Source organism: Photobacterium obscurum (genome assembly GCF_026191635.1).
GTDB lineage: Bacteria > Pseudomonadota > Gammaproteobacteria > Enterobacterales > Vibrionaceae > Photobacterium > Photobacterium obscurum.
The window spans coordinates 36683-56625 of sequence record NZ_JAKRRW010000023.1; the positions used below are offsets into that span (position 1 = coordinate 36683).

A 19943-nucleotide genomic window follows, 5' to 3' on the forward strand; every position below is an offset into this window, starting at 1 on the left:
TTTAATGAGGTTGCGAATGAATCATCCTGTTGCGGTCGCTTTATCTGACTTTTCATCCCGTTTTTTGCAGGCTTGGTGTGATGCCGGTCAAGGTTTTCCGCGGAGCGAAGATTTAGTTGGCCTGGAATCACCATGTGTCGAGAGTGATTCTGGCTATGAAGTGACATGGAAGCCGGTTAAACGTGAGCCTTTTGGAGACTTGGCTGGAGTGGAAAAAGGCATCGAGCTGCGCCTGCATGAAGACATTACCGTATTCTATGGTGCCCAGTTTAGTGGTGATATGGCAGCCCGATTTCGTGATGTCGAGTTTGATTTGCTGCAGGTATTTAGTGAGGCCGATGGCCAGCGCCTGCAGGAAAATATCCTCGGCCACTTGGTAACCCAGCGTCGGTTGAAGCTAAAGCCGACTGTTTTTATTGGCGCGATGGACGCTGAGGATCAGGTGATTTCAGTTTGTAACCTGACTGGCCAGGTGATTTTGGAGACTTTGGGCAAAGATATTCGCGAGGTTTTGGCTGCCGATATTGAAACATTCCTCCAGCAGTTGGAACCGGTAGTAAGAGAGTGCTGATTTATGTTTGTTGTTGAGTTGCAGTTCGAGTGTTTTGATAATACGACTGTATCGGCTGTTGATGTGGCGGTTAACGGCCTGATGGATGCTTTGCGTTATAACGGCCAGATTCTTGGGCGCGAGTTTCCCATCGTGATGGATGAAGGGGTATTCCGGGTACGGGTCGTTTGTCCTGAGCAGGATAGTTTGCATCCGCAGTTCCATAGCGATCAGGTAAAAGCCTGTTTGAACCGCCTAAGTCAGGCGAGTCTGCTTCAGCCGAAAATTAAGATGCTGGGGCGGGACATTAACTCCGAGGCGGCTGCTGAGAACTTAGCACCTTCCTGGCAGGTGATATATACCACCTATGTGCATACCTGCTCACCGCTGCGGTGTGGCGAAACTCTGATGCCTATCCCGCTGTATCGGCTTGGCCCCACACTTAATGGTGATCATAAAGCCATCGTGAAGTGGCAGACCGAGTGGCAGGCTTGTGATGAGATTCAGATGGCTGGTGGATGTCAGGCAGAACATGCCGCTTTGCATGAGATCCGTGATGCCGACAGTGATCTGTTCCGCCGAGGGTGGGATTTGCGCGGACGCATAGAGTACATTACCAAAATTCCCACCTACTACTATCAATACCAGGTCGGTGGAGAGAGTCTGGAAGCCGAGCGGAACCGTCCTTGTCCTAAATGTGGCGGAGAGTGGCATCTCGATGAGCCGCTACATGGCATTTTCCATTTCAAGTGCGATGACTGCCGTATTGTTTCCAACTTATCCTGGGATTTTCAGTAGTTGGTATCGCCTTCCTGTTCAAGGCACTATATGTGCCCTGAATAGGAGTATGCTGGATTGAGCATTATTGCTGCTCTAGTTGTTCTATCCTCGCCGTCAGTGCAGTTACCTGCTGTTCTAGCTGTAAGATCCGTTCTTCCTGACTCAGTGTCGGTGCGCTTTTTTCTATCTTTGGCACTTTGGCATTTTTCTTCCAAGCCTGAAGTGCCTTGATGATCACTGGTATTGGTAAGGGATCGGCAAGCCGAGCTTTGATAAGTGCGACTGATGGCTCTTTTCCTTCTGTAACCAGCGACGTAATAGCCTGCTCCAGGGCCTGGGTAATTTCTGATGACATAACGCTTCCTGACGTTGTGAGATATTAGCGTCTATTTTCGTAGTAAAGCATCGAGTTGATCAATCACTTCACACCAGTCGGCATCCTGATCCTGTGATTCCTTGATAAAACGCTTTTGCGAGGGCTGCCAGAAACTCGCTTCGGAGAGCTGTTCGTGTTGCTCGAGGTGGTGCTCGTTCAAGAAAGACTCGATAAATGCTTTTGAATTATTCATACCGAGCTGGCTGAACAGGCTGGATAGGTTGTGGTTAAAGGTTTCCATTGCTCACTCCATCGCAAATTATTGTTATTACCAGTTCACTTCCACTTACTTGAGATAAGTATAGAGAATAATTTCACCCTCATATCTGCTGCAGTTGTGCGAGATCTCTTACAAAGGTGTAGGAAATACCGGAGATATATGCGAGGAAATAATGCAGTGGATTAATTTAAGTGTTTGTTTTTATAGTATTTGTATTTGGTTTTGGGAAGTTGTGTCAATTGAGGAGGCAAGATTTTTTCTCTGCTTGCGTTGTTCTGTGGCCGAGAAAGCGTAATATTAACCCTGTCGGAAGGAACTGACGGAACGGAACAGGAAAAAAGCCAGGGAGCTTGGCAGTCTCAGGATGAGACCGGTGTATCAGGATGATATATCGAACATGGACTGTGAAGGGAACGCCGAAGGATTCGGTAACGGTAAGCAGGAAGTTTACTGGTCAGGATGACACAAGGACCACTTCAGGACGAAGTCAGGGACACCTCCAGGAAGGATGAAGAGAGTCAGGACAGGATGTACTGACGGGTCAGGAGACCGAAGGACCACTTCAGGACGAAGAATAAAAGGAATATGCTGACGGATTACAGCAATTCAAAGGAATGATGCAGGGAGCACCATAGTAGCGGGAATGCTGCATGTAAGACCTAAGGGCGCGACGCAAGTCGCGCCCGCTCTTTTTTAAGAGAAATTATGTCTCTTATACCCTTGTATCTTCCTTCTTCTTTCATGCTTTCTCTTATTCATTTTTGACTTCACACTTGGCTTTCTACGCCTTGTTTCATTTCAGCATTTATTTTGATCCAGTCCATTCACTGTGCCTATTTACATCTTCTGGATGATTTATCTAAAAGATGGTGGTGATTCAAATTTATCCTCTAATGTAATCGTTTTCTGGATATGTGCTATTGGCCTTGTGAGAGATCTCTTACATAGGTGTGGGATAAGTTGGTGCAGTGTTGTCTCATATTGCTATGATCTTTTTTAAAGTCTATTAAAATCAGCATCTTAACCGTGTGGCATATGGGCGGGCGTTTTCAGCAGGAAAAAAAGTGCATTTCACCTTATTGTTTGGAAAATTAATGCGCGTAATATCTTTCTTGTCGCAGGGAAACGGCATAACGGATTAGAAGAAGTTACTGGATGTGACTTACCTCAGGATGAGGAGAGCCGGCGAGGATAGCTTGCTCACCAGGATGGTATGGAACACGAAAGGATCTCGACGGCAGGCTGGATGTTTGCCAGTCAGGAAGACAAAGGATCACTTCAGGGCGAAGTAGGGACACCTCCAGGATGCGAGGCATAAAGGATCACTTCAGGACGAAGTAAAGGGACACCTCCGGGATGCGAGGCATAAAGGATCACTTCAGGACGAAGTAGGGACACCTCCAGGATAGAGGCATAAAGGATCACTTCAGGACGAAGTAAGGAACACCTCCGGGATGTGAGACATAAAGGATCACTTCAGGACGAAGTAAAGGGACACCTCCAGGTAAGGAAGAGAGAGTCGGAACAGGATGCTTCGACGGGTCAAGGAACTACCGAAGGACAACTCTAGGATTGGAGTTAGGGATTACCGTTAAAGGATTTAGCAGTATCAAGGAATGATGCAGGGAGCACTATAGTAGCGGGAATGCTGCATGTAAGACCTAAGGGCGCGACGCAAGTCGCGCCCGTTCTTTTTTATAGGTCTTACAAAGCGCCCCCTGGGCTCCTGGAAGAGTAGGCCCTTGGAAAAGAAGAGTAAAAGTCACTTGCACTCAGGTGAGTGCTGATTTACGTTCCCAGCACCCAGCACCCAGCACCCAGCACCCAGCACCCAGCACCCAGCACCCAGCACCCAGCACCCAGCACCCAGCACCCAGCACCCAGCACCGGCTAGAACTTGGAGCCTGATTATCTGTTTCTTCAGTTTCCTCTATTGCCTTATTTCCGTGTGCGAGATCTCTTACAAAACTGTGGGAGAATAAGGAAAAAACACTTGGTTGATAACTGTTGCATGGATTTAAGCTATTGATTTTAAATCGGTATGTTATCCAGTGCCCAAAAAGCCTTTTCCACCCTCAGTAATATTATTCTCCGTGGTGGTTCATTTCTTTGCGGGTTGGCGTAATCTTAAAGGTGTCGGAAGGAACTGACGGAACGGAGCAGGAAAAAGCCAGGGAGTTTGGCAGTCTCAGGATGAGACCGGTGTATCAGGATGATATATCGAACATGGACTGTGAAGGGAACGCCGAAGGATTCGGTAACGGTAAGCAGGAAGTTTACTGGTCAGGATGACACAAGGACCACTTCAGGACGAAGTCAGGGACACCTCCAGGAAGGATGAAGAGAGTCAGGACAGGATGTACTGACGGGTCAGGAGACCGAAGGACCACTTCAGGACGAAGAATAAAAGGAATATGCTGACGGATTACAGCAATTCAAAGGAATGATGCAGGGAGCACCATAGTAGCGGGAATGCTGCATGTAAGACCTAAGGGCGCGACGCAAGTCGCGCCCGTTCTTTTTTATAGGCCTTAGAAAGAACGGCCCCAGCTTCTTACTCCGGCATATGATGCGGCGGGACATGAAAATGCATCGCACGGAACCCTTTCATTACCACATACCCCTGATACGAGTCGTGTCCACTGGCCGAGAATTCGAACAGGTAGACAGTGTGCCAGTTCCAGCGCCCCTCTCGATCTCTGAGTTTGTGCGAGCCTCTGGCGATACTCAGTAGCTGCAATCCCAAGTTTTCACAGCGTTGTTCGACAAAGCGTTGGGCAAACTCTGTCTGGCGGCGTTGCTGCCAGAACAGATAGCCAAAACAAGCAAGGGCTAGGATGCCCAGTAAGTTATCCATTTCCTACTTTCTACCTTTCCATCTCTCTGATTAGGCTTGTCCGCGCGCGTGTTGCTGTAGCTTGGCAATTGCTTCAACCAGTGCAGGGTTGGCCTGACTATGTAGCACCTGAAGCATGATGCCACGGAGAATTGGCAGCATCACCAAATCTGCAAATAATTGATTGAAAAGAGTCTGATCTTCAGTTTCCGCCAGGCGTAGAAGAAATAGGCTGGCAACTTTGGTATCGGCCAGGCCATTCCAGCAGCGGCCGGCAATGGCAACTAACACTTCGGGGTGGCAAAGTGCGGGGATAGCGAGTAGCTGCTCAAGCTGCTGCCCGAGTATCTTGCTCTCGCTGCCGGCCAGGGCGCGGATCAGGGCAGAAATCAAGAATAGATCAGGCTCTGGCTGCGTAGTTTCGTATTCAAGGCGCTCTGCCAGGCACTGGGTGAGACTGTTTGGCAGCTCGCAATGTTCCAGACAGCCGAGTAGGGCGTAGAGTGGTGTCATTGGCAGCTTACTAATGGCCTTTCTCAGCAATGTGCTGTTATTCGCCTGCTTCATACGGGCACAGACATCCGCGAATCCCTGCAGGCCGACACCTTGCCATTGTTCCCAGCCAATATCGCCGGTTAGGTAATGCTGGGCGTGTTCATAGTAGTGGCTGGCCGGTAACGAGAGCTGTTGACGCAGAAGGGCATGGAAGATGGCCATCTTGTCGTCATTGGGCTTGAAGGTATATGGGTTGGCAGCCAGTTTTTCCTGCTCTTCCTCTGTTGGCGTGCTGTTTAGTGTTGCGCCCATGGCCTCAATAACATACTTGATGAAGTCGCCGACAGCTGCCTGTTTCAGTAAACCGCGCTCATCTAGCGGCAGGCGGAGGAACCAAATCCATGGTGGATTATCTTGCTGCCAGAAAGAAATAGACAGATGGGCATGCTGCTGCAGTGGCCATGGATAGGGCTGGCGGTTCTCTTCTACGGCTTTGAACTGGGTGACCTCAATTTCGCTGACACGACGGCCAAGATCGTAGATTTTATACTGGCAACCAGCGTTATCCAGTAGTTGGGTCAGGGTATGAAATTTATCCATGGACATTATGCTTACTCTTAAATGATGCCCTGATTATATGGACTCTGCGATGAAGATGGTATCCTTGCGCGCTTTATTGTTCCGTTTGGTATAAATAGTTTCTTGTAGGGAGAATGATGATGGATAGATACCATCAGACCCAATTATTGCTGGATCGGCTTGAAACCGTAATGCGGAAAGCTGATATCTGGGAAAACGAGTCACCAGGCGCGGCGGCATTGGCCAGTGTCGAACCATTTGCTATTGATACCCTGAGCTGCAGTCAGTGGCTGCAGTGGATTTTTATACCGAAGATGCACTATCTCGTTAATCAAAAGCAGCCTCTGCCAAGTCAGTTTGCGTTGGCCCCTTATGTCGAGGAAGCGATGAAAGGACAGGCTGGTGCTGAGGCTATTTTGGCCGTGATCCGTGAGTTTGATAATTTAATGAAAATGAAGTGAGTGCAATGGAACTAGAAATTATATACCAAGATGAATACTTGGTAGCGGTCAATAAGCCTGCCGGGATGCTGGTTCATCGCTCATGGCTAGATCGCCATGAAACGGTATTTGTTATGCAGACACTGCGTGATCAAATTGGCCAGCATGTTTTCCCGTTGCACCGTCTTGATCGGCCGACATCCGGGGTTTTGTTGTTTGGTTTATCCAGTGAAATTGCAGCATTGATGATGCCAAAATTTGCTGGTCGTGATATCCATAAAACTTATCATGCAGTTGTGCGGGGCTGGGTGAAAGAAGCGGCCGTGCTGGATTACCCGCTAAAAGAAGAGCTGGATAAAATTGCCGACAAAGACGCGGATCAAGACAAGGAAGCCCAGCCAGCTATTACTGCCTATGCTCCGTTAGCGATAGTTGAAACTGAGATCCCTGTTGGTCGCTACGCAACCAGTCGCTATACGCTGGTGGAGATGAAGCCCGAAACGGGGCGCAAGCACCAGCTCCGTCGCCATATGCATCACCTGAGCCACCATATCATCGGTGACGTCAACCATGGTGACGGGCGTCATAACCGGATGTTTAGAGACAATTATGAGTGCCGTCGCCTGATGCTACATGCCTCTCGCCTGCAGTTGGATCATCCCGTGACAGGAGAGGCGCTAGATATCCGTGCGACTGTTGACGATGCCTGGAATCGGGTGATGACCGCGTTTGACTGGTCGCCAGCCCTTCTAGAGCCTAAGGCTTAGGACCTTACCGGAAAAAGCCTACCGTGTAGCTGAGCAGTTTTATTTGCATCCTGCCTCATCAGCGGCCACAGTAAGTAGAGTGGTTAACAAATGGAAGAGAGGCAGGAAGCTATGGCAAAGGTGGGTGTTTTTGTCGGTTCGGTATTTGGTGGGGCGGAAGAAGTTGCTCAGGAAGTGGTGGAGCAGCTTATATCCAGTGGTTACATCGCGCAGATGTACCTCGAACCACAACTCGATGATTTTCTTGAATACAGAAATGATGCCGCTCTCGTGATCACTTCGACAACCGGGCAAGGGGAAATCCCCGATAACCTGATGCCGCTCTACCTTGCGCTAAACGACCAGTTTCCACAACTGCCGAAACTGGGGTATGGGGTGATTTCAATGGGTGACTCTAGCTACGGGGAAGATCGCTATTGCGGTGCCGGGCGTCAGTTTGATCAACTACTGCAGCAATTGCAGGCCAAACCGGTGACGGAGCGCCTAGATATTGATGCCAGCGTTAATTTTGATGCGCTAGACAAGGCCATTCCCTGGTTAGCGGGTTTTATCAAAGAGGTGATATAAGCCGGAAATCATGTCGCTCGTACTCCCAAAACGTGAGCCCCTGTTTTTATTCATAAAAGTAGGGGCTTTTATCCGTTGTTACCGATTTTCTAGTTCTTCAAATCGATGCTTAGCCTGCGCGGTCCGACCTAGTAGCTAAAAGTAACTCTCACTGTACTATTTTAGCTTTTCCAGATCGGCTTCGATCTCTGCAATCTTATGGGTGACCACCTGCTCGAGGTGGCGTAAGTCATTCAGTATCTTCTTCTTCACATCGACATCGGTGTGTTTTCTTTTGGTGATCTGATCCAGCTCGTCGATCACGAAAGTCAGGTTACGATTGATCTCGGTGACTTCTTTGTATTCGCGGTTGCCGCTATTTACGACGACAGATTTCCGCTGGCGTGGGAACTTGAACTTGACGCTTTTGGCAAATAATTCGCCTTTTTGCTTGGCAAAATAGACTTTTAGAATGTCATTGGTTGCTTCTTGGCGAAGGCTGTAACGATCGATGGTTTCTGGGTTTTCAATACCGATACTGGTGAGGTTTGGGTACATGGGCGCCTCATTATTATTAACTGCTTTGGTGAAATACCAACCGATAATAATGTATCAATTACAGATCATGGCGTCCTGATGTAGCACTGAATATGTGGGCAAGATCGAGGTTACCGAGCCACGCTTGATGCGGGCTCGGTGAGCAAGGGATTGTGGGTCATTGGCGAGTTACTTCGCCGCGTCTAACCGAGCAATCAGGGCATCTTTTAGCTGAAGCTGCTGCTCTTCAGTCAGCTGGGCACCGTCCTCATTGACCAGGATGAAAAAGTCTTCGGCCCTCTCGCCGATGGTGGTGATTTTAGCCGCTTGCAAGCTCACTTTCTGGCGGGCAAACACCGAGCCGACCCGTGCCAGCAGCCCTGGCATGTCGAGGGCGACCAGCTCCATCATGGTTTTCTTGCCACCTTTAGCCGGCAGGAAGTCCACCTTGGTTTTGACATTGAAATGCAGCAACTTGCGCGGTGCCCGTTTTTTCTTGCGCTCCGATTTCATATGGGTCAACGCACTGATTAGCGCCCGGCGTACCGTATTGTGGCGGTTTTCATTCAGGGCTTTCCCGTTCGGATCCAGTACCATAAAGGTGTCGAGGGCATAGCCATCTTTACTGTTCATGATCTGTGCATCATGGACACTAAGGTTTTTCTTGTCCAGCTCCGACACCACAATTGCAAATAGCTTGGCTTTATCTTTGCTATAGACAAAGACTTCGGTACCACCGCGGGTGGCTTTTTTGCTTAGCAGGATCAATGGCTTGTCATGATCCTCATGGGTTAGGATCGCTTCAGCGTGCCACGCAATCTGCTTGTGGGTATGGCGAAGGAAATAATCAGCCTTGAAGCGCTGCCAAAGCACTTCGATTTCTCGCGGAGTAAAGCCGTGGCTACGTAGTATTGCCGACGCCATTTGTTGATTATGGCGGATCCGCTCGCGGACATCCGGTGGGTTTTCCAACCCGCGACGCAGGGCCTTCTGTGTCGAGTAGTAAAGCTCGGCCAATAGGGTGCGTTTCCAACTGTTCCAGAGATCTTGGTTGGTTGCACAGATATCGGCGACGGTCAGGCAGATCAGGTAGTCGAGGCGTTCCTCGTCCCGTACCTGCATGGCGAAGTCGGTCACGACCTCCGGATCGTAGATATCCCGGCGCTGAGCCGTCACGGACATCAGCAGGTGCTTGTTGACCAGCCATTTTACTAGGTTGGCCTCCGGTCGGGAGAGTCCGTGCTGGATACAGAAATCATAGGCATCGACGCCGCCCAGCTCGGAGTGGTCACCACCACGGCCTTTGGCGATATCGTGGAATATAGCCGCCAGGATCAGGATCTCTTTCTTGATAATGCGCGGATAAACCTCGCAACAGATGGGGTGGCGCTGGCGGTTGTCCGGGTCGCTAAATTTGTTGAGGTTCTTAAGTAGTCGAATACTGTGCTCGTCTACGGTGTAGACATGGAACAAGTCAAACTGCATCTGGCCGACAATCTGGCTCCATTGGGGTAGGTAGGCCGAAAGCACGCCATGACGATGCATCAGGCGGAAGGCTTTCTGCAGAGCGTTGGGCTCGCGGACCAGCTCCATGAATTTCTCCCGGGCCTCGGGAATATCCACCAAGAAGCGATTCAACCGGCGCCGCGCTGTACGAAGCTGGCGTAGGGTCGGGGCAGCAATACCCTCTATCTCGCTATTGCGGGCAACATGCAGGCACATATCCAAAATGGTTTCAGGGCGAGCCTGAAACAAGGCTGGTTTAGTTGCCTCGATGAGGTGGCCACGAAGCTGAAAATCGTCATCTAAAGCGATGGCTTCAGTTGCCTGTCCTTTGTTGATAATGGCTTGGTCAAATAGCTGCAGCAGCATTTTATTGAGTTCGGAAACCCGGCGTAGGGTACGGTAGAACTCTTTCATCATCATCTCAACCGGGCGGTTTCCCTCGCCGGTATAGCCGAGCTTTTCGGCCACCGAGGCTTGGTGTTCAAAAGTCAGCCGGTTGTCGTAGCGGCGGAGCTCGCTGTGCAGAGCAAACCGAATTCGCCACAGGGAGTCCTGGCACTCCACCAACTCCCGGTATTCGGCATCAGTCAGGAAGCCGAACCGACTCATCTCCAGCAGGCTGGTGGCGCCGAAGTGGCGGCGGGCTACCCAGCTTAGGGTATGGATATCTCGCAGGCCGCCCGGGCTGGACTTGATATCCGGCTCGAGGTTGTAGGTGGTATCGTGATAGCGGGCATGGCGAGTCTTTTGTTCTTGCAGCTTGGCGCGGTAGAACTCGTCGCTTGGCCAGAACTTACCGGCGTTGATCTGCTCTTCCAGGCATTGATAGGTTTCCTCGTTGCCGGATAGTAGGCGTGATTCCTGCAGGTTGGTGGCAACGGTGAGATCCTCGAGGCCGATTTTTATGCAGTCCTCAATTGTCCGGACACTATGGCCGACTTCCAGTTTCAAGTCCCACAGAAAAGTCAGAAACTCACTGACGGCTTTACCGGCAGCCTCATCGAGTTCATTTTTGCTGAGCAGCAAAATATCGACATCGGAAAGTGGATGCAGTTCGCCACGACCGTAGCCTCCGACGGCAATCAGTGCCAGCTCATCGTGCTCACTCAGGCCAAAGTGCTGCCATAACCGTTGTAAAAGGCCGTCAATGAAGCCGGCGCGGGCCTCAACCAGTTCGGTGACGGGAGTATGGAGGCTAAATTGCAGTTTTTGCTGTGTCGAAAATTGCTCAAGCTCACAGCGCAGGGCTTCGTGTGAGAGGGAACTTGGGGAGAGCTGATTGGGAGCGGAGGAAGTATCTGTCATCGCAGTCCGTGCCATGTTGTGAGTCGTATTGTCTACTACTATAACCGTAACGGAGCAAATGTAAAAAAAGCCGACCTGGCGGTCGGCTTTCGGGATTAGTTGTGCATCTGGCGAGGAATACTTTCTTCCTGGCGCAGGGTCAGCACTTCACAGCCGGTATCAGTAACCAGCAAGGTATGTTCCCACTGTGCCGACTTCTTACCGTCAACCGTGTAGACGGTCCAGCCGTCGTTATGGTCGACGTCACAGCCGAACTTGCCGGCATTGATCATCGGCTCGATGGTGAAGCACATGCCCGCTTTCAGTACAGTACGGTCGTTGTTCTTGTAGTGAACAACCTGCGGCTCTTCGTGGAACTCGTTGCCGATACCATGGCCGCAGAAGTCTTTAACAATCGAGAAGCGGCTGTTACCGTTTTTGATGAATTTCTGGATAGCCGTACCGATTTCACCCAGCTTGGCACCCGGCTTCACTTTCTTCATTGCCAGGTACAGGCTTTCTTGGGCCACGCGGCAAAGACGTTTGTCTTCCAGTGATACTTCGCCGACTTCAAACATCTTCGAGGTATCGCCGTGGTAGCCGTCTTTGATCACGGTAATATCGATGTTGATGATATCGCCGTCTTTCAGCACTGCCGGCTTGTTGTATTTGCCGTTGACCGGTTCGTCCTGCTCGGCTGGAATGCCGTGGCAGATAACGTGGTTGATGGACGTGCAGATCGACTTAGGAAAGCCGTGGTAGTTCAGTGGCGCAGGAATGGCACCTTGCTCTTTGGTAATGTATTCGTGGCAGAGACGATCCAACTCTTCGGTGGTCACGCCAGCTTTTACGTGCGGCTCGATCATTTCTAGCACGTCGGCAGCCAAACGGCCCGCTACGCGCATTTTTTCAATTTCATCAGCCGTTTTGATCTTGATGCTCATCCAATCTTCTCTACGTTGACTGTTTTCTATTGGTTATATGGTAACAGTGAGGACGCTGGATGGAAACTAAGTTTGGCAGCCTCAACTATAATTAGGCTAGATTTTGGTTAACAAAATATGGTATAAAGCGCGCCGTAATTAGCCAACTTGTGTTTCGACCCTGCTGGTTAAATTACACATACTTTATATTAATCACTCACACATATCGGCACATTCTCCGGGGTGCTCATCAGTCTTTCGCGAGGCTGCAGGTTTGCAACTGTGCAAATCATGGGTCGGTAGAATGGGATATGTGGACGCCTAACCCCATAGAGGAATATTCAATGGCAACTGTATCAATGCGCGACATGCTTAAGGCTGGTGTTCACTTCGGTCACCAAACTCGTTACTGGAACCCAAAAATGAAGCCATTCATCTTTGGTGCTCGTAACAAGGTACATATCATCAACCTTGAGAAAACTGTACCAATGTTCAACGACGCTCTAGCTGAAATCAACAAGATTTCTGCTCGTAAGGGTAAAGTTCTTTTTGTTGGTACTAAGCGTGCAGCCAGCGAATCAATCAAAGAAGCAGCGATTAACTGTGACCAGTTTTACGTAAACAACCGTTGGTTGGGCGGCATGCTAACTAACTGGAAAACTGTTCGCCAGTCAATCAAGCGTCTAAAAGACCTAGAAACTCAGTCTACTGACGGTACTTTCGACAAGCTAACCAAGAAAGAAGCGCTAATGCGTACTCGTGAAATGGAGAAGCTTGAGAAGTCTCTTGGCGGTATCAAGAACATGGGCGGCCTACCAGACGCTATGTTCGTAATCGATGCTGATCACGAGCACATCGCTATTAAAGAAGCTAACAACCTGGGTATCCCAGTATTTGCTGTTGTAGATACTAACTCTAACCCAGACGGCGTTGACTTCGTTATCCCTGGTAACGATGATGCAATCCGTTCTATCCAGCTTTACACTGGTGCTGTAGCTCAAACTGTTACTGAAGCTCGCAACCAAGACATCGTTGCTCAAGCTGAGCAAGACGGTTTCGTAGAAGCTGAATAATAGCCAGCTCTTTTGAGCGTCTTAAGTTACCTTGTGTAAACTAAGTATGGTTACCAGGGGCCTATTATCGGCCCCTGATTTTTATATCAAGTATTTAAACTGAGGATATAACAATGGCAACAGTTACAGCTGCCCTAGTTAAAGAACTGCGTGAACGTACTGGCGCAGGCATGATGGAATGTAAAAAAGCGCTTGTTGAAGCGAACGCTGACATTGAACTAGCGATCGAAAACATGCGTAAGAGCGGTGCTGCTAAGGCTGCTAAAAAAGCAGGTAACGTTGCTGCTGAAGGCACGATCCTAATCAAAGACGAAAACGGTGTTGCAGCACTTCTAGAAGTTAACTGCCAGACTGACTTCGTTGCTAAAGATGCTAACTTCCTAGCGTTCGCTAACGAAGTTCTTGACGCTGCACTAGCTGAGCGTCTAGACATCGAAGCACTTCAGGCTAAGTTTGAAGAGCAGCGTATCGCACTAGTTGCTAAAATCGGTGAGAACATCGGCATCCGTCGCGTAGAGTTCATCGAAGGCGCTAAAGTTGGTTCTTACCGCCACGGCGACCGTATCGGTGTTGTTGTTGCTGGTGACGCTGACGAAGAAACAATGAAGCACGTTGCAATGCACGTTGCTGCATCTAAGCCTGAGTTTGTTACTCCTGAAGATGTACCTGCTGACGTTGTTGAGAAAGAAAAAGCAATCCAAGTTGCAATCGCTGTTGAATCTGGCAAGCCACAAGAGATCGCAGAGAAAATGGTTGTTGGCCGCATGAAGAAATTCACTGGCGAAGTTTCTCTAACTGGTCAGGCGTTCATCATGGACCCATCTCAGACTGTTGGTCAGATGCTGAAAGAGAAAGGCGCTTCTGTTTCTAATTTCATCCGCCTAGAAGTGGGTGAAGGTATCGAGAAAGCTCAAGAAATGAGCTTTGCTGAAGAAGTTGCAGCTGTTCAGAAGGGTTAATCCTTCTTGAAACGAACTCCAAAGACCGTAGCCTTGGCTGCGGTCTTTTTACAACTCCATATCACTATTTGTAAGCCTGGAAGGTAAAACTAATGACCACGAATCCTAAACCGACTTATCAACGAATTCTGCTGAAACTCAGTGGTGAAGCACTGCAGGGCGATGAAGGTTTTGGTATTGACGCACAAGTTCTTGACCGTATGGCTCAGGAAATCAAAGAACTTATTGAACTAGGCGTACAAGTTGGCCTGGTTATCGGTGGTGGTAACTTATTCCGTGGTGCCGGCCTTGCAGAAGCGGGTATGAACCGAGTTGTGGGCGATCACATGGGCATGCTAGCTACTGTGATGAATGGTCTTGCGATGCGCGATGCGCTGCACCGTGCCTATGTGAACGCTCGAGTGATGTCTGCAATTCCACTGAATGGTGTGTGTGATAACTACAACTGGGCTGATGCAATTAGCCAGTTGCGCCAGGGCCGTGTAGTAATTTTCTCTGCCGGTACGGGTAACCCGTTCTTTACTACTGACTCCGCAGCATGCCTGCGCGGTATCGAAATCGAAGCTGATGTAGTACTGAAAGCAACAAAAGTTGACGGTGTATTCACAGATGACCCAGTTAAAAACCCAGAAGCTGTTCTTTATGATAAGCTTGGTTACAATGATGTTCTTGATAAAGAACTGAAAGTGATGGATTTAGCTGCATTTACTCTTGCTCGTGACCACAGCATGCCGATTCGTGTTTTCAACATGAACAAGCCTGGCTCTCTGCGCCGCGTGGTAATGGGTGAGCAAGAAGGCACCTTGATCTCGAACGACTAAGCTTTTAGCTAGTCAGTTATGACGACTAATTCAGGCAGGGAGCGCGAGCGCTCCCTCTTTCACCGAATCATTAAGGGTATTAATCGTGATTGATGCAATTAAACAAGATGCGCAAGAGCGCATGGGCAAAAGCGTTGAAGCGCTAAAAAACCAACTGGCTAAAGTACGTACTGGTCGTGCTCACCCTAGCCTGCTGGATACTATCTACGTAGAATACTACGGTGCGAACACGCCGCTTAAGCAGCTGGCGAACGTTGTCGCTGAAGATTCTCGTACACTGGCAATCACTGTTTTTGATAAAGAGCTAACGCCAAAGATCGAAAAAGCGATCATGATGTCTGACCTAGGCCTAAACCCTATGTCTGCAGGTACGGTTATCCGTGTCCCATTGCCACCGTTAACAGAAGAGCGCCGTCGTGATCTGGTTAAGATCGTACGTGCAGAAGCTGAGCAGGGCCGTGTTGCTGTTCGTAACATCCGCCGTGATGCAAACGCAGATGTTAAAGGCCTGCTGAAAGAGAAAGAAATTTCTGAAGATGATGATCGTCGCGCACAAGACGACATCCAGAAGATCACTGATGCTGCAATCAAAGACATCGAAGTGGTTCTTGAAGCGAAAGAAAAAGAGCTAATGGAAGTATAAGACGCTACTGTCTTCATTGGCTTGATAAGTTTTGAGGCGCTGTGCGTGCAGCACAGCGTTTTTTTTTGAGGAAGATGTATGGCAGAGCATACAATCGATACTGCTCTTTCTGCTGACAGTTTGCCAAAGCATATTGCCGTCATCATGGACGGGAACGGTCGCTGGGCGAAGGCAAAGGGCAAAGCTCGAGTGTTTGGCCATAAGGCTGGCGTTGAAGCCGTACGTAGAACAGTCTCGACTGCAAATCGCCTTGGCATCCAGGTAGTGACACTTTTCGCTTTTAGTAGCGAGAACTGGCGCCGTCCGGAAAATGAGGTGTCATTGTTGATGGAACTCTTCATGACGGTTTTAGGTCGTGAAGTTAAGCGTCTGCACAAGAATAATATACAGCTACGGATCATTGGTGATACCACCCGCTTCAGTCAGCGATTGCAAAATAAAATTGCTGATGCCGAGTTGCTTACCGCAAACAACACCGGGATGGTGCTAAATGTGGCGGCTAACTATGGCGGACAGTGGGATATCTTGCAGGCAACCAAGCGTTTGGCACTGCAAGTTGCCGAGCAGGGATTGTCGGCGGAAGACATCACCGAAGAGATGTTGGCACAAGGTTTGTCGACCTCGGGATTGCCAGATGTTGATTTGCTGATCCGTACCAGTGGCGAATGCCGTATTAGTAATTTCATGTTATGGCAGGCTGCGTATGCTGAGCTCTATTTTACCGAGCAGCATTGGCCTGACTTTGACGAGCAAAGCCTTACTGATGCTATAGCATGGTATGTGAACCGTGAGCGACGTTTTGGTTGCACCGGCGAGCAGGTACAGGCTTTATTACAAAAATAGTAACCATTCGGTTTATGACTATTTTGCCGTATGACAGTTTTAGAGGGCATCTTGGGTTTTATCATGATGCCTTTTACAGGCTGCCACAGAATAGCAATAGACAGACAGCAACAGAGAAATGCTGAGTCGTTACTAACATATAATGAATAACGAGAGGACGCAGCTTGCTAAAGCAACGTATTATTACCGCACTTATCCTCGCGCCGTTAGTAATAGCAGGGATCTTTCTTTTACCTTTCCCTGCTTTTGTTATCGCTTTAGCGGCGATTACCATGGTCGGTTTTTGGGAGTGGACACAATTTGTTGATGCGAAGTCGCGCTGGGGTGCGATGGTCGTGCCTACTATCGCACTAGGTGCATCGATAGCCATGATGCCAACCGATGTGGCGACCTTGTCGAGCATCGCTCAATCGCACCAGCACATGCTGCTGGTTGGCGGTATCTGGTGGCTGATCGCCTCTACACTCGCGGTGACTTACCCTTCAAGTTCATCCCTTTGGTCCAAGGCCACCTCTTTGAAATATCTTTTTGGCCTGCTGACCCTGATCCCTTTCTTCTGGAGCATCCTGATGCTTCGTGCTGTCAACTATGCTGAATCGCCGTATCATGGTGCCAAACTGGTGATGCTGGTTTGTTTCCTGGTCTGGTCGGCAGATACCGGTGCCTACTTCTCTGGCAAGCGATTTGGTAAGCATAAAATGGCGCCGGCAGTCAGCCCGAATAAAACAATTGAGGGTCTGCTTGGCGGTGCAATCCTTGCCGTAGTGGTTACCTGGGGTGGTGCTGCGTTAATGGATATTCCTTTTACCAGCCTTGGTGGACTGCTGCTGATTGCTGTTGTGACAGTGGTGGCTTCAGTGCTGGGCGATTTGGTCGAAAGTATGTTCAAGCGGGTCGCCGGCATCAAAGACAGCGGCACGATCCTGCCTGGTCACGGTGGTATTCTTGACCGTATTGACAGCCTGACGGCTGCCCTTCCTGTTTTTGCTTTGCTCTACCTTTGGCTAGTATGATGTAGCTACTCTTTCGCTGTGCCGTGCCAGCTGGGATGAAAGTCGTGCTTACTTACCGAGTAGGCATTGTTTTAGCGGCTTACAGCGCAGCGAAATTGTCCGCGCTGGCTGGAAATAGCTTGGCAGATACCTGTTTACCGAGCAGCTTGTTTTGAGCTGCTTTTCATAGCTGAATTAAGTGATTTTATGCGTAAGTTAACGATTCTTGGTGCGACTGGTTCTATCGGAAGCAGTACGCTGGCTGTAGCAGCACAGAACCCGAATTTGTTTGATGTGGTTGCGCTCGCGGCAGGCTCCAATAGCCAGAAAATGTTTGAGCTATGCCAACAATGGCAGCCAAAGTATGCCGCTATGGCTTCTGAGTCAGCGGCTGTCGAACTGACCGCATTACTGAATCAGCATAATATCCCGACAGAAGTGGTCGCGGGTGCCGAGGGGATGTGTCAGGTAGCCGCCCTTGACGAGGTCGATACTGTGATGGCCGCGATTGTTGGTGCCGCAGGTTTGTTGCCAACCATGGCTGGTGTCAAGGCTGGCAAGCGTATCTTGCTTGCCAACAAGGAAGCATTGGTGATGTCCGGGCAGATGTTTATTGACGCCTGCCAGCAATATGGCGCGGAACTATTGCCGGTCGATAGCGAACATAATGCCATTTTCCAGAGCCTACCGGCCGAGATCCAGCGTGCGATGGGGCATTGTGACTTGGATGCACACGGCGTCAGTAAAATTTTGCTGACTGGCTCTGGCGGCCCGTTCCGTTATACCGATGTTTCTGAACTGGCATCTGTCACACCGGAAATGGCGATTGCTCACCCGAACTGGTCGATGGGACCGAAGATCTCTGTCGACTCCGCCACCATGATGAACAAGGGCTTGGAGTATATCGAGGCGCGTTGGCTGTTTAATGCCAAACGAGAACAAATGGATGTGATTATTCACCCGCAGTCGGTGATCCACTCCATGGTGCAGTACAAGGACGGTTCTGTTCTGGCGCAGATGGGTTTACCGGATATGAAAACCCCCATTGCCTGTGCGATGGCCTATCCTGAAAGAGTAGATGCTGGTGTGGCGCCGCTGGACTTTAGCAAGGTTGGTGAATTTACCTTCTTGCAGCCTGATTTTAGCCGTTATCCTTGCCTAAAATTGGCAATGGATGCCTGTTATAGCGGGCAGGCTGCTACTACGGCCTTGAATGCAGCCAACGAGGAGGCTGTTGCCGCATTTTTGAATAATCAGCTTCGCTTTACCGATATTGCAACAGTGAACAGCCAGGTTCTCGACTTAGCTCAAATGAGTGAGCCGGCCGACTTGGAAAGCGTGATAGAGCTGGATAGGATGGCTCGAATTGTAGCCCGGGAAGTCATTCGGAAGGTATCAGTATGATGGGAATATTGTGGAACCTTGGTGCATTTTTACTTGCCCTTGGCATTTTAATTGCGGTTCATGAATTTGGTCATTTCTGGGTAGCCCGACGTTGTGGTGTATTCGTCGAGCGCTTTTCGATTGGTTTTGGCAAGTCTTTATGGCACAAAGTCGGCAAAGATGGCACAGAGTATACGTTGGCGATGATCCCGCTTGGGGGGTACGTCAAAATGCTGGACGGTCGGGTTGATGATGTACCGGAAGAACGAGAACATCAGGCTTTTAACCACAAAGCACTGTGGCAGCGTAGTGCGATTGTTGCAGCCGGGCCGTTGGCGAATTTTCTGTTTGCAATCTTTGCTTACTGGGTTGTGTATCTGATTGGGGTACCTGCCGTTCGCCCTGTCATTGGAGAAGTCGCCCCGCAATCTATTGCTGCTGAAGCAGGAATTCGTAATGGAATGGAACTTAAGTCCATTTCAGGAATCAAAACCGCTGATTGGGAATCCGTAAACATGGCAATGATTTCCCATATTGGCGACAAAGAGATGGTGGTTACCGTTTCTGAGCCGGATTCGGAGTATGAAGTGCAGCGCAAGCTGGATCTTACTCGTTGGTCATTTGACCCGGAAAGTGAGCGAGTACTGACAACGTTAGGGATCACCCCATACTCGCCGGATATTACTCTTGTTGTCTCACAACTTAGTGATGACGGAGCAGCAATTGCGGCAGGTTTGAGGTTAAATGACGAAATTGTTGCAATTAATGCTGCCCCGGTAACTGAGTGGCAGCAGGTGGTTGATGCTGTTCGCTCACACCCTGCTCAGCCTCTTGCATTGGAAGTGCTGCGTGAGGGGGAGCTGATCGCGTTGACATTAACACCCAACGAGAAAACACAACGCGATGGTACAGTGATAGGTTATGCCGGTTTTGCGCCTAAGGTTAAGGACTGGCCGGAGTCGTACCGAATTAATTTGCAATATGGCCCGTTTGAAGCAGTAGGCAAAGCTGCCGAGAAAACATGGCAGCTGGTTACCTTAACGTTTGATATGGTGACCAAGCTGGTAACGGGGGATGTTGCCATTAAGAACCTGAGTGGCCCGATTTCAATTGCCAAAGGGGCAGGGATGACCGCCGACTATGGCATGGTCTATTTTCTTGGCTTCCTGGCATTGATTAGTGTGAACTTGGGGATTGTTAATTTATTACCGCTGCCAGTACTGGATGGTGGACATTTAATGTTCTTCGCCATTGAAGCGGTAACACGTCGTCCTGTTTCTGAACGCGTTCAGGATATAGGCTACAGAGTGGGATCAGCCATTTTGGTTGCGTTAATGGCCGTAGCGCTATTCAATGATTTTACCCGCCTTTAATAAGTGCGTTTTTTAGC

General features: G+C 49.5%; 21 protein-coding genes. 14 read left to right on the plus strand and 7 right to left on the minus strand.

The genetic code is table 11. The features are described from left to right. The first annotated feature begins 16 nt into the window (after positions 1 to 16). On the plus strand, positions 17 to 571 hold the full coding sequence (gene syd, locus MD588_RS21285; RefSeq protein ID WP_265699726.1) for a SecY-interacting protein: 555 nt from the start codon (positions 17 to 19) through the stop codon (positions 569 to 571). Positions 572 to 574: 3 nt separating this feature from the next. Continuing rightward, positions 575 to 1348 (plus strand): Zn-ribbon-containing protein, encoded by a 774-nt coding sequence (locus tag MD588_RS21290; RefSeq protein ID WP_265699727.1) that lies wholly within the window; start codon positions 575 to 577, stop codon positions 1346 to 1348. A 64-nt stretch (positions 1349 to 1412) separates the two neighbouring features. On the opposite strand, the gene MD588_RS21295 is transcribed toward MD588_RS21290, so the two are convergent. Together MD588_RS21295 and MD588_RS21300 are read right to left on the minus strand one after the other, a co-directional pair. Next, positions 1413 to 1685, minus strand: a complete 273-nt coding sequence (locus tag MD588_RS21295; protein ID WP_265699728.1) for a hypothetical protein — start codon at positions 1683 to 1685, stop codon at positions 1413 to 1415. Positions 1686 to 1716: 31 nt separating this feature from the next. Continuing rightward, positions 1717 to 1947: a DUF2789 domain-containing protein gene (locus MD588_RS21300; protein ID WP_265699729.1), complete on the minus strand. Its 231-nt coding sequence runs from the start codon at positions 1945 to 1947 to the stop codon at positions 1717 to 1719. Between the two features lie 2112 nt (positions 1948 to 4059). Between MD588_RS21300 and MD588_RS21305 the strand changes: the two genes are divergently transcribed. After that, entirely contained in the window at positions 4060 to 4218 is a 159-nt protein-coding gene (locus tag MD588_RS21305; RefSeq protein ID WP_265699731.1) for a hypothetical protein, read from the plus strand. A 262-nt stretch (positions 4219 to 4480) separates the two neighbouring features. On the opposite strand, the gene MD588_RS21310 is transcribed toward MD588_RS21305, so the two are convergent. Continuing rightward, complete coding sequence (locus MD588_RS21310; RefSeq protein ID WP_265699733.1) at positions 4481 to 4783, minus strand: DUF3301 domain-containing protein; 303 nt, start codon at positions 4781 to 4783, stop codon at positions 4481 to 4483. Positions 4784 to 4813: 30 nt separating this feature from the next. After that, the gene (locus MD588_RS21315) at positions 4814 to 5863 is read right to left on the minus strand and encodes a DUF3549 family protein (protein WP_265699734.1); all 1050 of its coding nucleotides are present in this window, start codon (positions 5861 to 5863) and stop codon (positions 4814 to 4816) included. A gap of 113 nt (positions 5864 to 5976) precedes the next feature. Between MD588_RS21315 and MD588_RS21320 the strand changes: the two genes are divergently transcribed. From MD588_RS21320 to MD588_RS21330, 3 genes are all read left to right on the plus strand, one after another. Beyond that, complete coding sequence (locus MD588_RS21320; protein WP_265699735.1) at positions 5977 to 6297, plus strand: YqcC family protein; 321 nt, start codon at positions 5977 to 5979, stop codon at positions 6295 to 6297. A 5-nt stretch (positions 6298 to 6302) separates the two neighbouring features. Then, positions 6303 to 7043, plus strand: coding sequence for a tRNA pseudouridine(65) synthase TruC (gene truC / locus MD588_RS21325; RefSeq protein ID WP_265699737.1), 741 nt, complete (start codon positions 6303 to 6305; stop codon positions 7041 to 7043). A 90-nt stretch (positions 7044 to 7133) separates the two neighbouring features. Beyond that, positions 7134 to 7610, plus strand: coding sequence for a flavodoxin (locus MD588_RS21330; protein WP_265699738.1), 477 nt, complete (start codon positions 7134 to 7136; stop codon positions 7608 to 7610). Positions 7611 to 7766: 156 nt separating this feature from the next. Here the strand turns inward: MD588_RS21330 and MD588_RS21335 are convergent, their stop codons facing one another. From MD588_RS21335 to map, 3 genes are all read right to left on the minus strand, one after another. Continuing rightward, positions 7767 to 8147, minus strand: a complete 381-nt coding sequence (locus MD588_RS21335; protein ID WP_265699739.1) for a DUF3461 family protein — start codon at positions 8145 to 8147, stop codon at positions 7767 to 7769. Positions 8148 to 8315: 168 nt separating this feature from the next. Then, positions 8316 to 10952, minus strand: coding sequence for a bifunctional uridylyltransferase/uridylyl-removing protein GlnD (glnD, locus tag MD588_RS21340; protein WP_265699740.1), 2637 nt, complete (start codon positions 10950 to 10952; stop codon positions 8316 to 8318). A gap of 80 nt (positions 10953 to 11032) precedes the next feature. Continuing rightward, positions 11033 to 11860 carry a type I methionyl aminopeptidase gene (gene map / locus MD588_RS21345; RefSeq protein WP_265699741.1) on the minus strand — a complete coding sequence of 276 codons (828 nt, stop codon included), beginning with the start codon at positions 11858 to 11860 and terminating at the stop codon, positions 11033 to 11035. Between the two features lie 323 nt (positions 11861 to 12183). Here map and rpsB point away from each other — a divergent pair, with 323 nt between their 5' ends. From rpsB to rseP, 8 genes are all read left to right on the plus strand, one after another. Continuing rightward, on the plus strand, positions 12184 to 12912 hold the full coding sequence (gene rpsB, locus MD588_RS21350) for a 30S ribosomal protein S2 (protein ID WP_265699742.1): 729 nt from the start codon (positions 12184 to 12186) through the stop codon (positions 12910 to 12912). Positions 12913 to 13025: 113 nt separating this feature from the next. Then, positions 13026 to 13871 carry a translation elongation factor Ts gene (gene tsf, locus MD588_RS21355; protein ID WP_265699743.1) on the plus strand — a complete coding sequence of 282 codons (846 nt, stop codon included), beginning with the start codon at positions 13026 to 13028 and terminating at the stop codon, positions 13869 to 13871. A gap of 92 nt (positions 13872 to 13963) precedes the next feature. After that, positions 13964 to 14692, plus strand: a complete 729-nt coding sequence (gene pyrH / locus MD588_RS21360) for a UMP kinase (protein WP_265699745.1) — start codon at positions 13964 to 13966, stop codon at positions 14690 to 14692. 85 nt (positions 14693 to 14777) lie between these two features. After that, positions 14778 to 15335 (plus strand): ribosome recycling factor, encoded by a 558-nt coding sequence (gene frr, locus MD588_RS21365; RefSeq protein WP_265699746.1) that lies wholly within the window; start codon positions 14778 to 14780, stop codon positions 15333 to 15335. Positions 15336 to 15413: 78 nt separating this feature from the next. Next, positions 15414 to 16178 carry an isoprenyl transferase gene (locus tag MD588_RS21370; protein WP_265699748.1) on the plus strand — a complete coding sequence of 255 codons (765 nt, stop codon included), beginning with the start codon at positions 15414 to 15416 and terminating at the stop codon, positions 16176 to 16178. 164 nt (positions 16179 to 16342) lie between these two features. Continuing rightward, positions 16343 to 17191: a phosphatidate cytidylyltransferase gene (locus MD588_RS21375; protein ID WP_265699750.1), complete on the plus strand. Its 849-nt coding sequence runs from the start codon at positions 16343 to 16345 to the stop codon at positions 17189 to 17191. Between the two features lie 186 nt (positions 17192 to 17377). Next, on the plus strand, positions 17378 to 18574 hold the full coding sequence (gene ispC, locus MD588_RS21380; RefSeq protein ID WP_265699751.1) for a 1-deoxy-D-xylulose-5-phosphate reductoisomerase: 1197 nt from the start codon (positions 17378 to 17380) through the stop codon (positions 18572 to 18574). Then, entirely contained in the window at positions 18571 to 19926 is a 1356-nt protein-coding gene (rseP, locus tag MD588_RS21385; RefSeq protein ID WP_265699753.1) for a sigma E protease regulator RseP, read from the plus strand. The genes ispC and rseP overlap by 4 nt, the downstream gene beginning before the upstream one ends. The last annotated feature ends 17 nt before the right edge of the window (positions 19927 to 19943 follow it).

What these genes read in the sequence shown, in the direction of transcription:
- syd (WP_265699726.1), top strand. Translation starts at nt 17, where the DNA reads ATGAATCATCCTGTTGCGGTCGCTTTATCTGACTTTTCATCCCGTTTT.
- MD588_RS21290 (WP_265699727.1), top strand. Translation starts at nt 575, where the DNA reads ATGTTTGTTGTTGAGTTGCAGTTCGAGTGTTTTGATAATACGACTGTA.
- MD588_RS21295 (WP_265699728.1), bottom strand. Translation starts at nt 1,685, where the DNA reads ATGTCATCAGAAATTACCCAGGCCCTGGAGCAGGCTATTACGTCGCTG.
- MD588_RS21300 (WP_265699729.1), bottom strand. Translation starts at nt 1,947, where the DNA reads ATGGAAACCTTTAACCACAACCTATCCAGCCTGTTCAGCCAGCTCGGT.
- MD588_RS21310 (WP_265699733.1), bottom strand. Translation starts at nt 4,783, where the DNA reads ATGGATAACTTACTGGGCATCCTAGCCCTTGCTTGTTTTGGCTATCTG.
- MD588_RS21315 (WP_265699734.1), bottom strand. Translation starts at nt 5,863, where the DNA reads ATGTCCATGGATAAATTTCATACCCTGACCCAACTACTGGATAACGCT.
- MD588_RS21320 (WP_265699735.1), top strand. Translation starts at nt 5,977, where the DNA reads ATGGATAGATACCATCAGACCCAATTATTGCTGGATCGGCTTGAAACC.
- truC (WP_265699737.1), top strand. Translation starts at nt 6,303, where the DNA reads ATGGAACTAGAAATTATATACCAAGATGAATACTTGGTAGCGGTCAAT.
- MD588_RS21330 (WP_265699738.1), top strand. Translation starts at nt 7,134, where the DNA reads ATGGAAGAGAGGCAGGAAGCTATGGCAAAGGTGGGTGTTTTTGTCGGT.
- MD588_RS21335 (WP_265699739.1), bottom strand. Translation starts at nt 8,147, where the DNA reads ATGTACCCAAACCTCACCAGTATCGGTATTGAAAACCCAGAAACCATC.
- glnD (WP_265699740.1), bottom strand. Translation starts at nt 10,952, where the DNA reads ATGGCACGGACTGCGATGACAGATACTTCCTCCGCTCCCAATCAGCTC.
- map (WP_265699741.1), bottom strand. Translation starts at nt 11,860, where the DNA reads ATGAGCATCAAGATCAAAACGGCTGATGAAATTGAAAAAATGCGCGTA.
- rpsB (WP_265699742.1), top strand. Translation starts at nt 12,184, where the DNA reads ATGGCAACTGTATCAATGCGCGACATGCTTAAGGCTGGTGTTCACTTC.
- tsf (WP_265699743.1), top strand. Translation starts at nt 13,026, where the DNA reads ATGGCAACAGTTACAGCTGCCCTAGTTAAAGAACTGCGTGAACGTACT.
- pyrH (WP_265699745.1), top strand. Translation starts at nt 13,964, where the DNA reads ATGACCACGAATCCTAAACCGACTTATCAACGAATTCTGCTGAAACTC.
- MD588_RS21370 (WP_265699748.1), top strand. Translation starts at nt 15,414, where the DNA reads ATGGCAGAGCATACAATCGATACTGCTCTTTCTGCTGACAGTTTGCCA.
- ispC (WP_265699751.1), top strand. Translation starts at nt 17,378, where the DNA reads ATGCGTAAGTTAACGATTCTTGGTGCGACTGGTTCTATCGGAAGCAGT.
- rseP (WP_265699753.1), top strand. Translation starts at nt 18,571, where the DNA reads ATGATGGGAATATTGTGGAACCTTGGTGCATTTTTACTTGCCCTTGGC.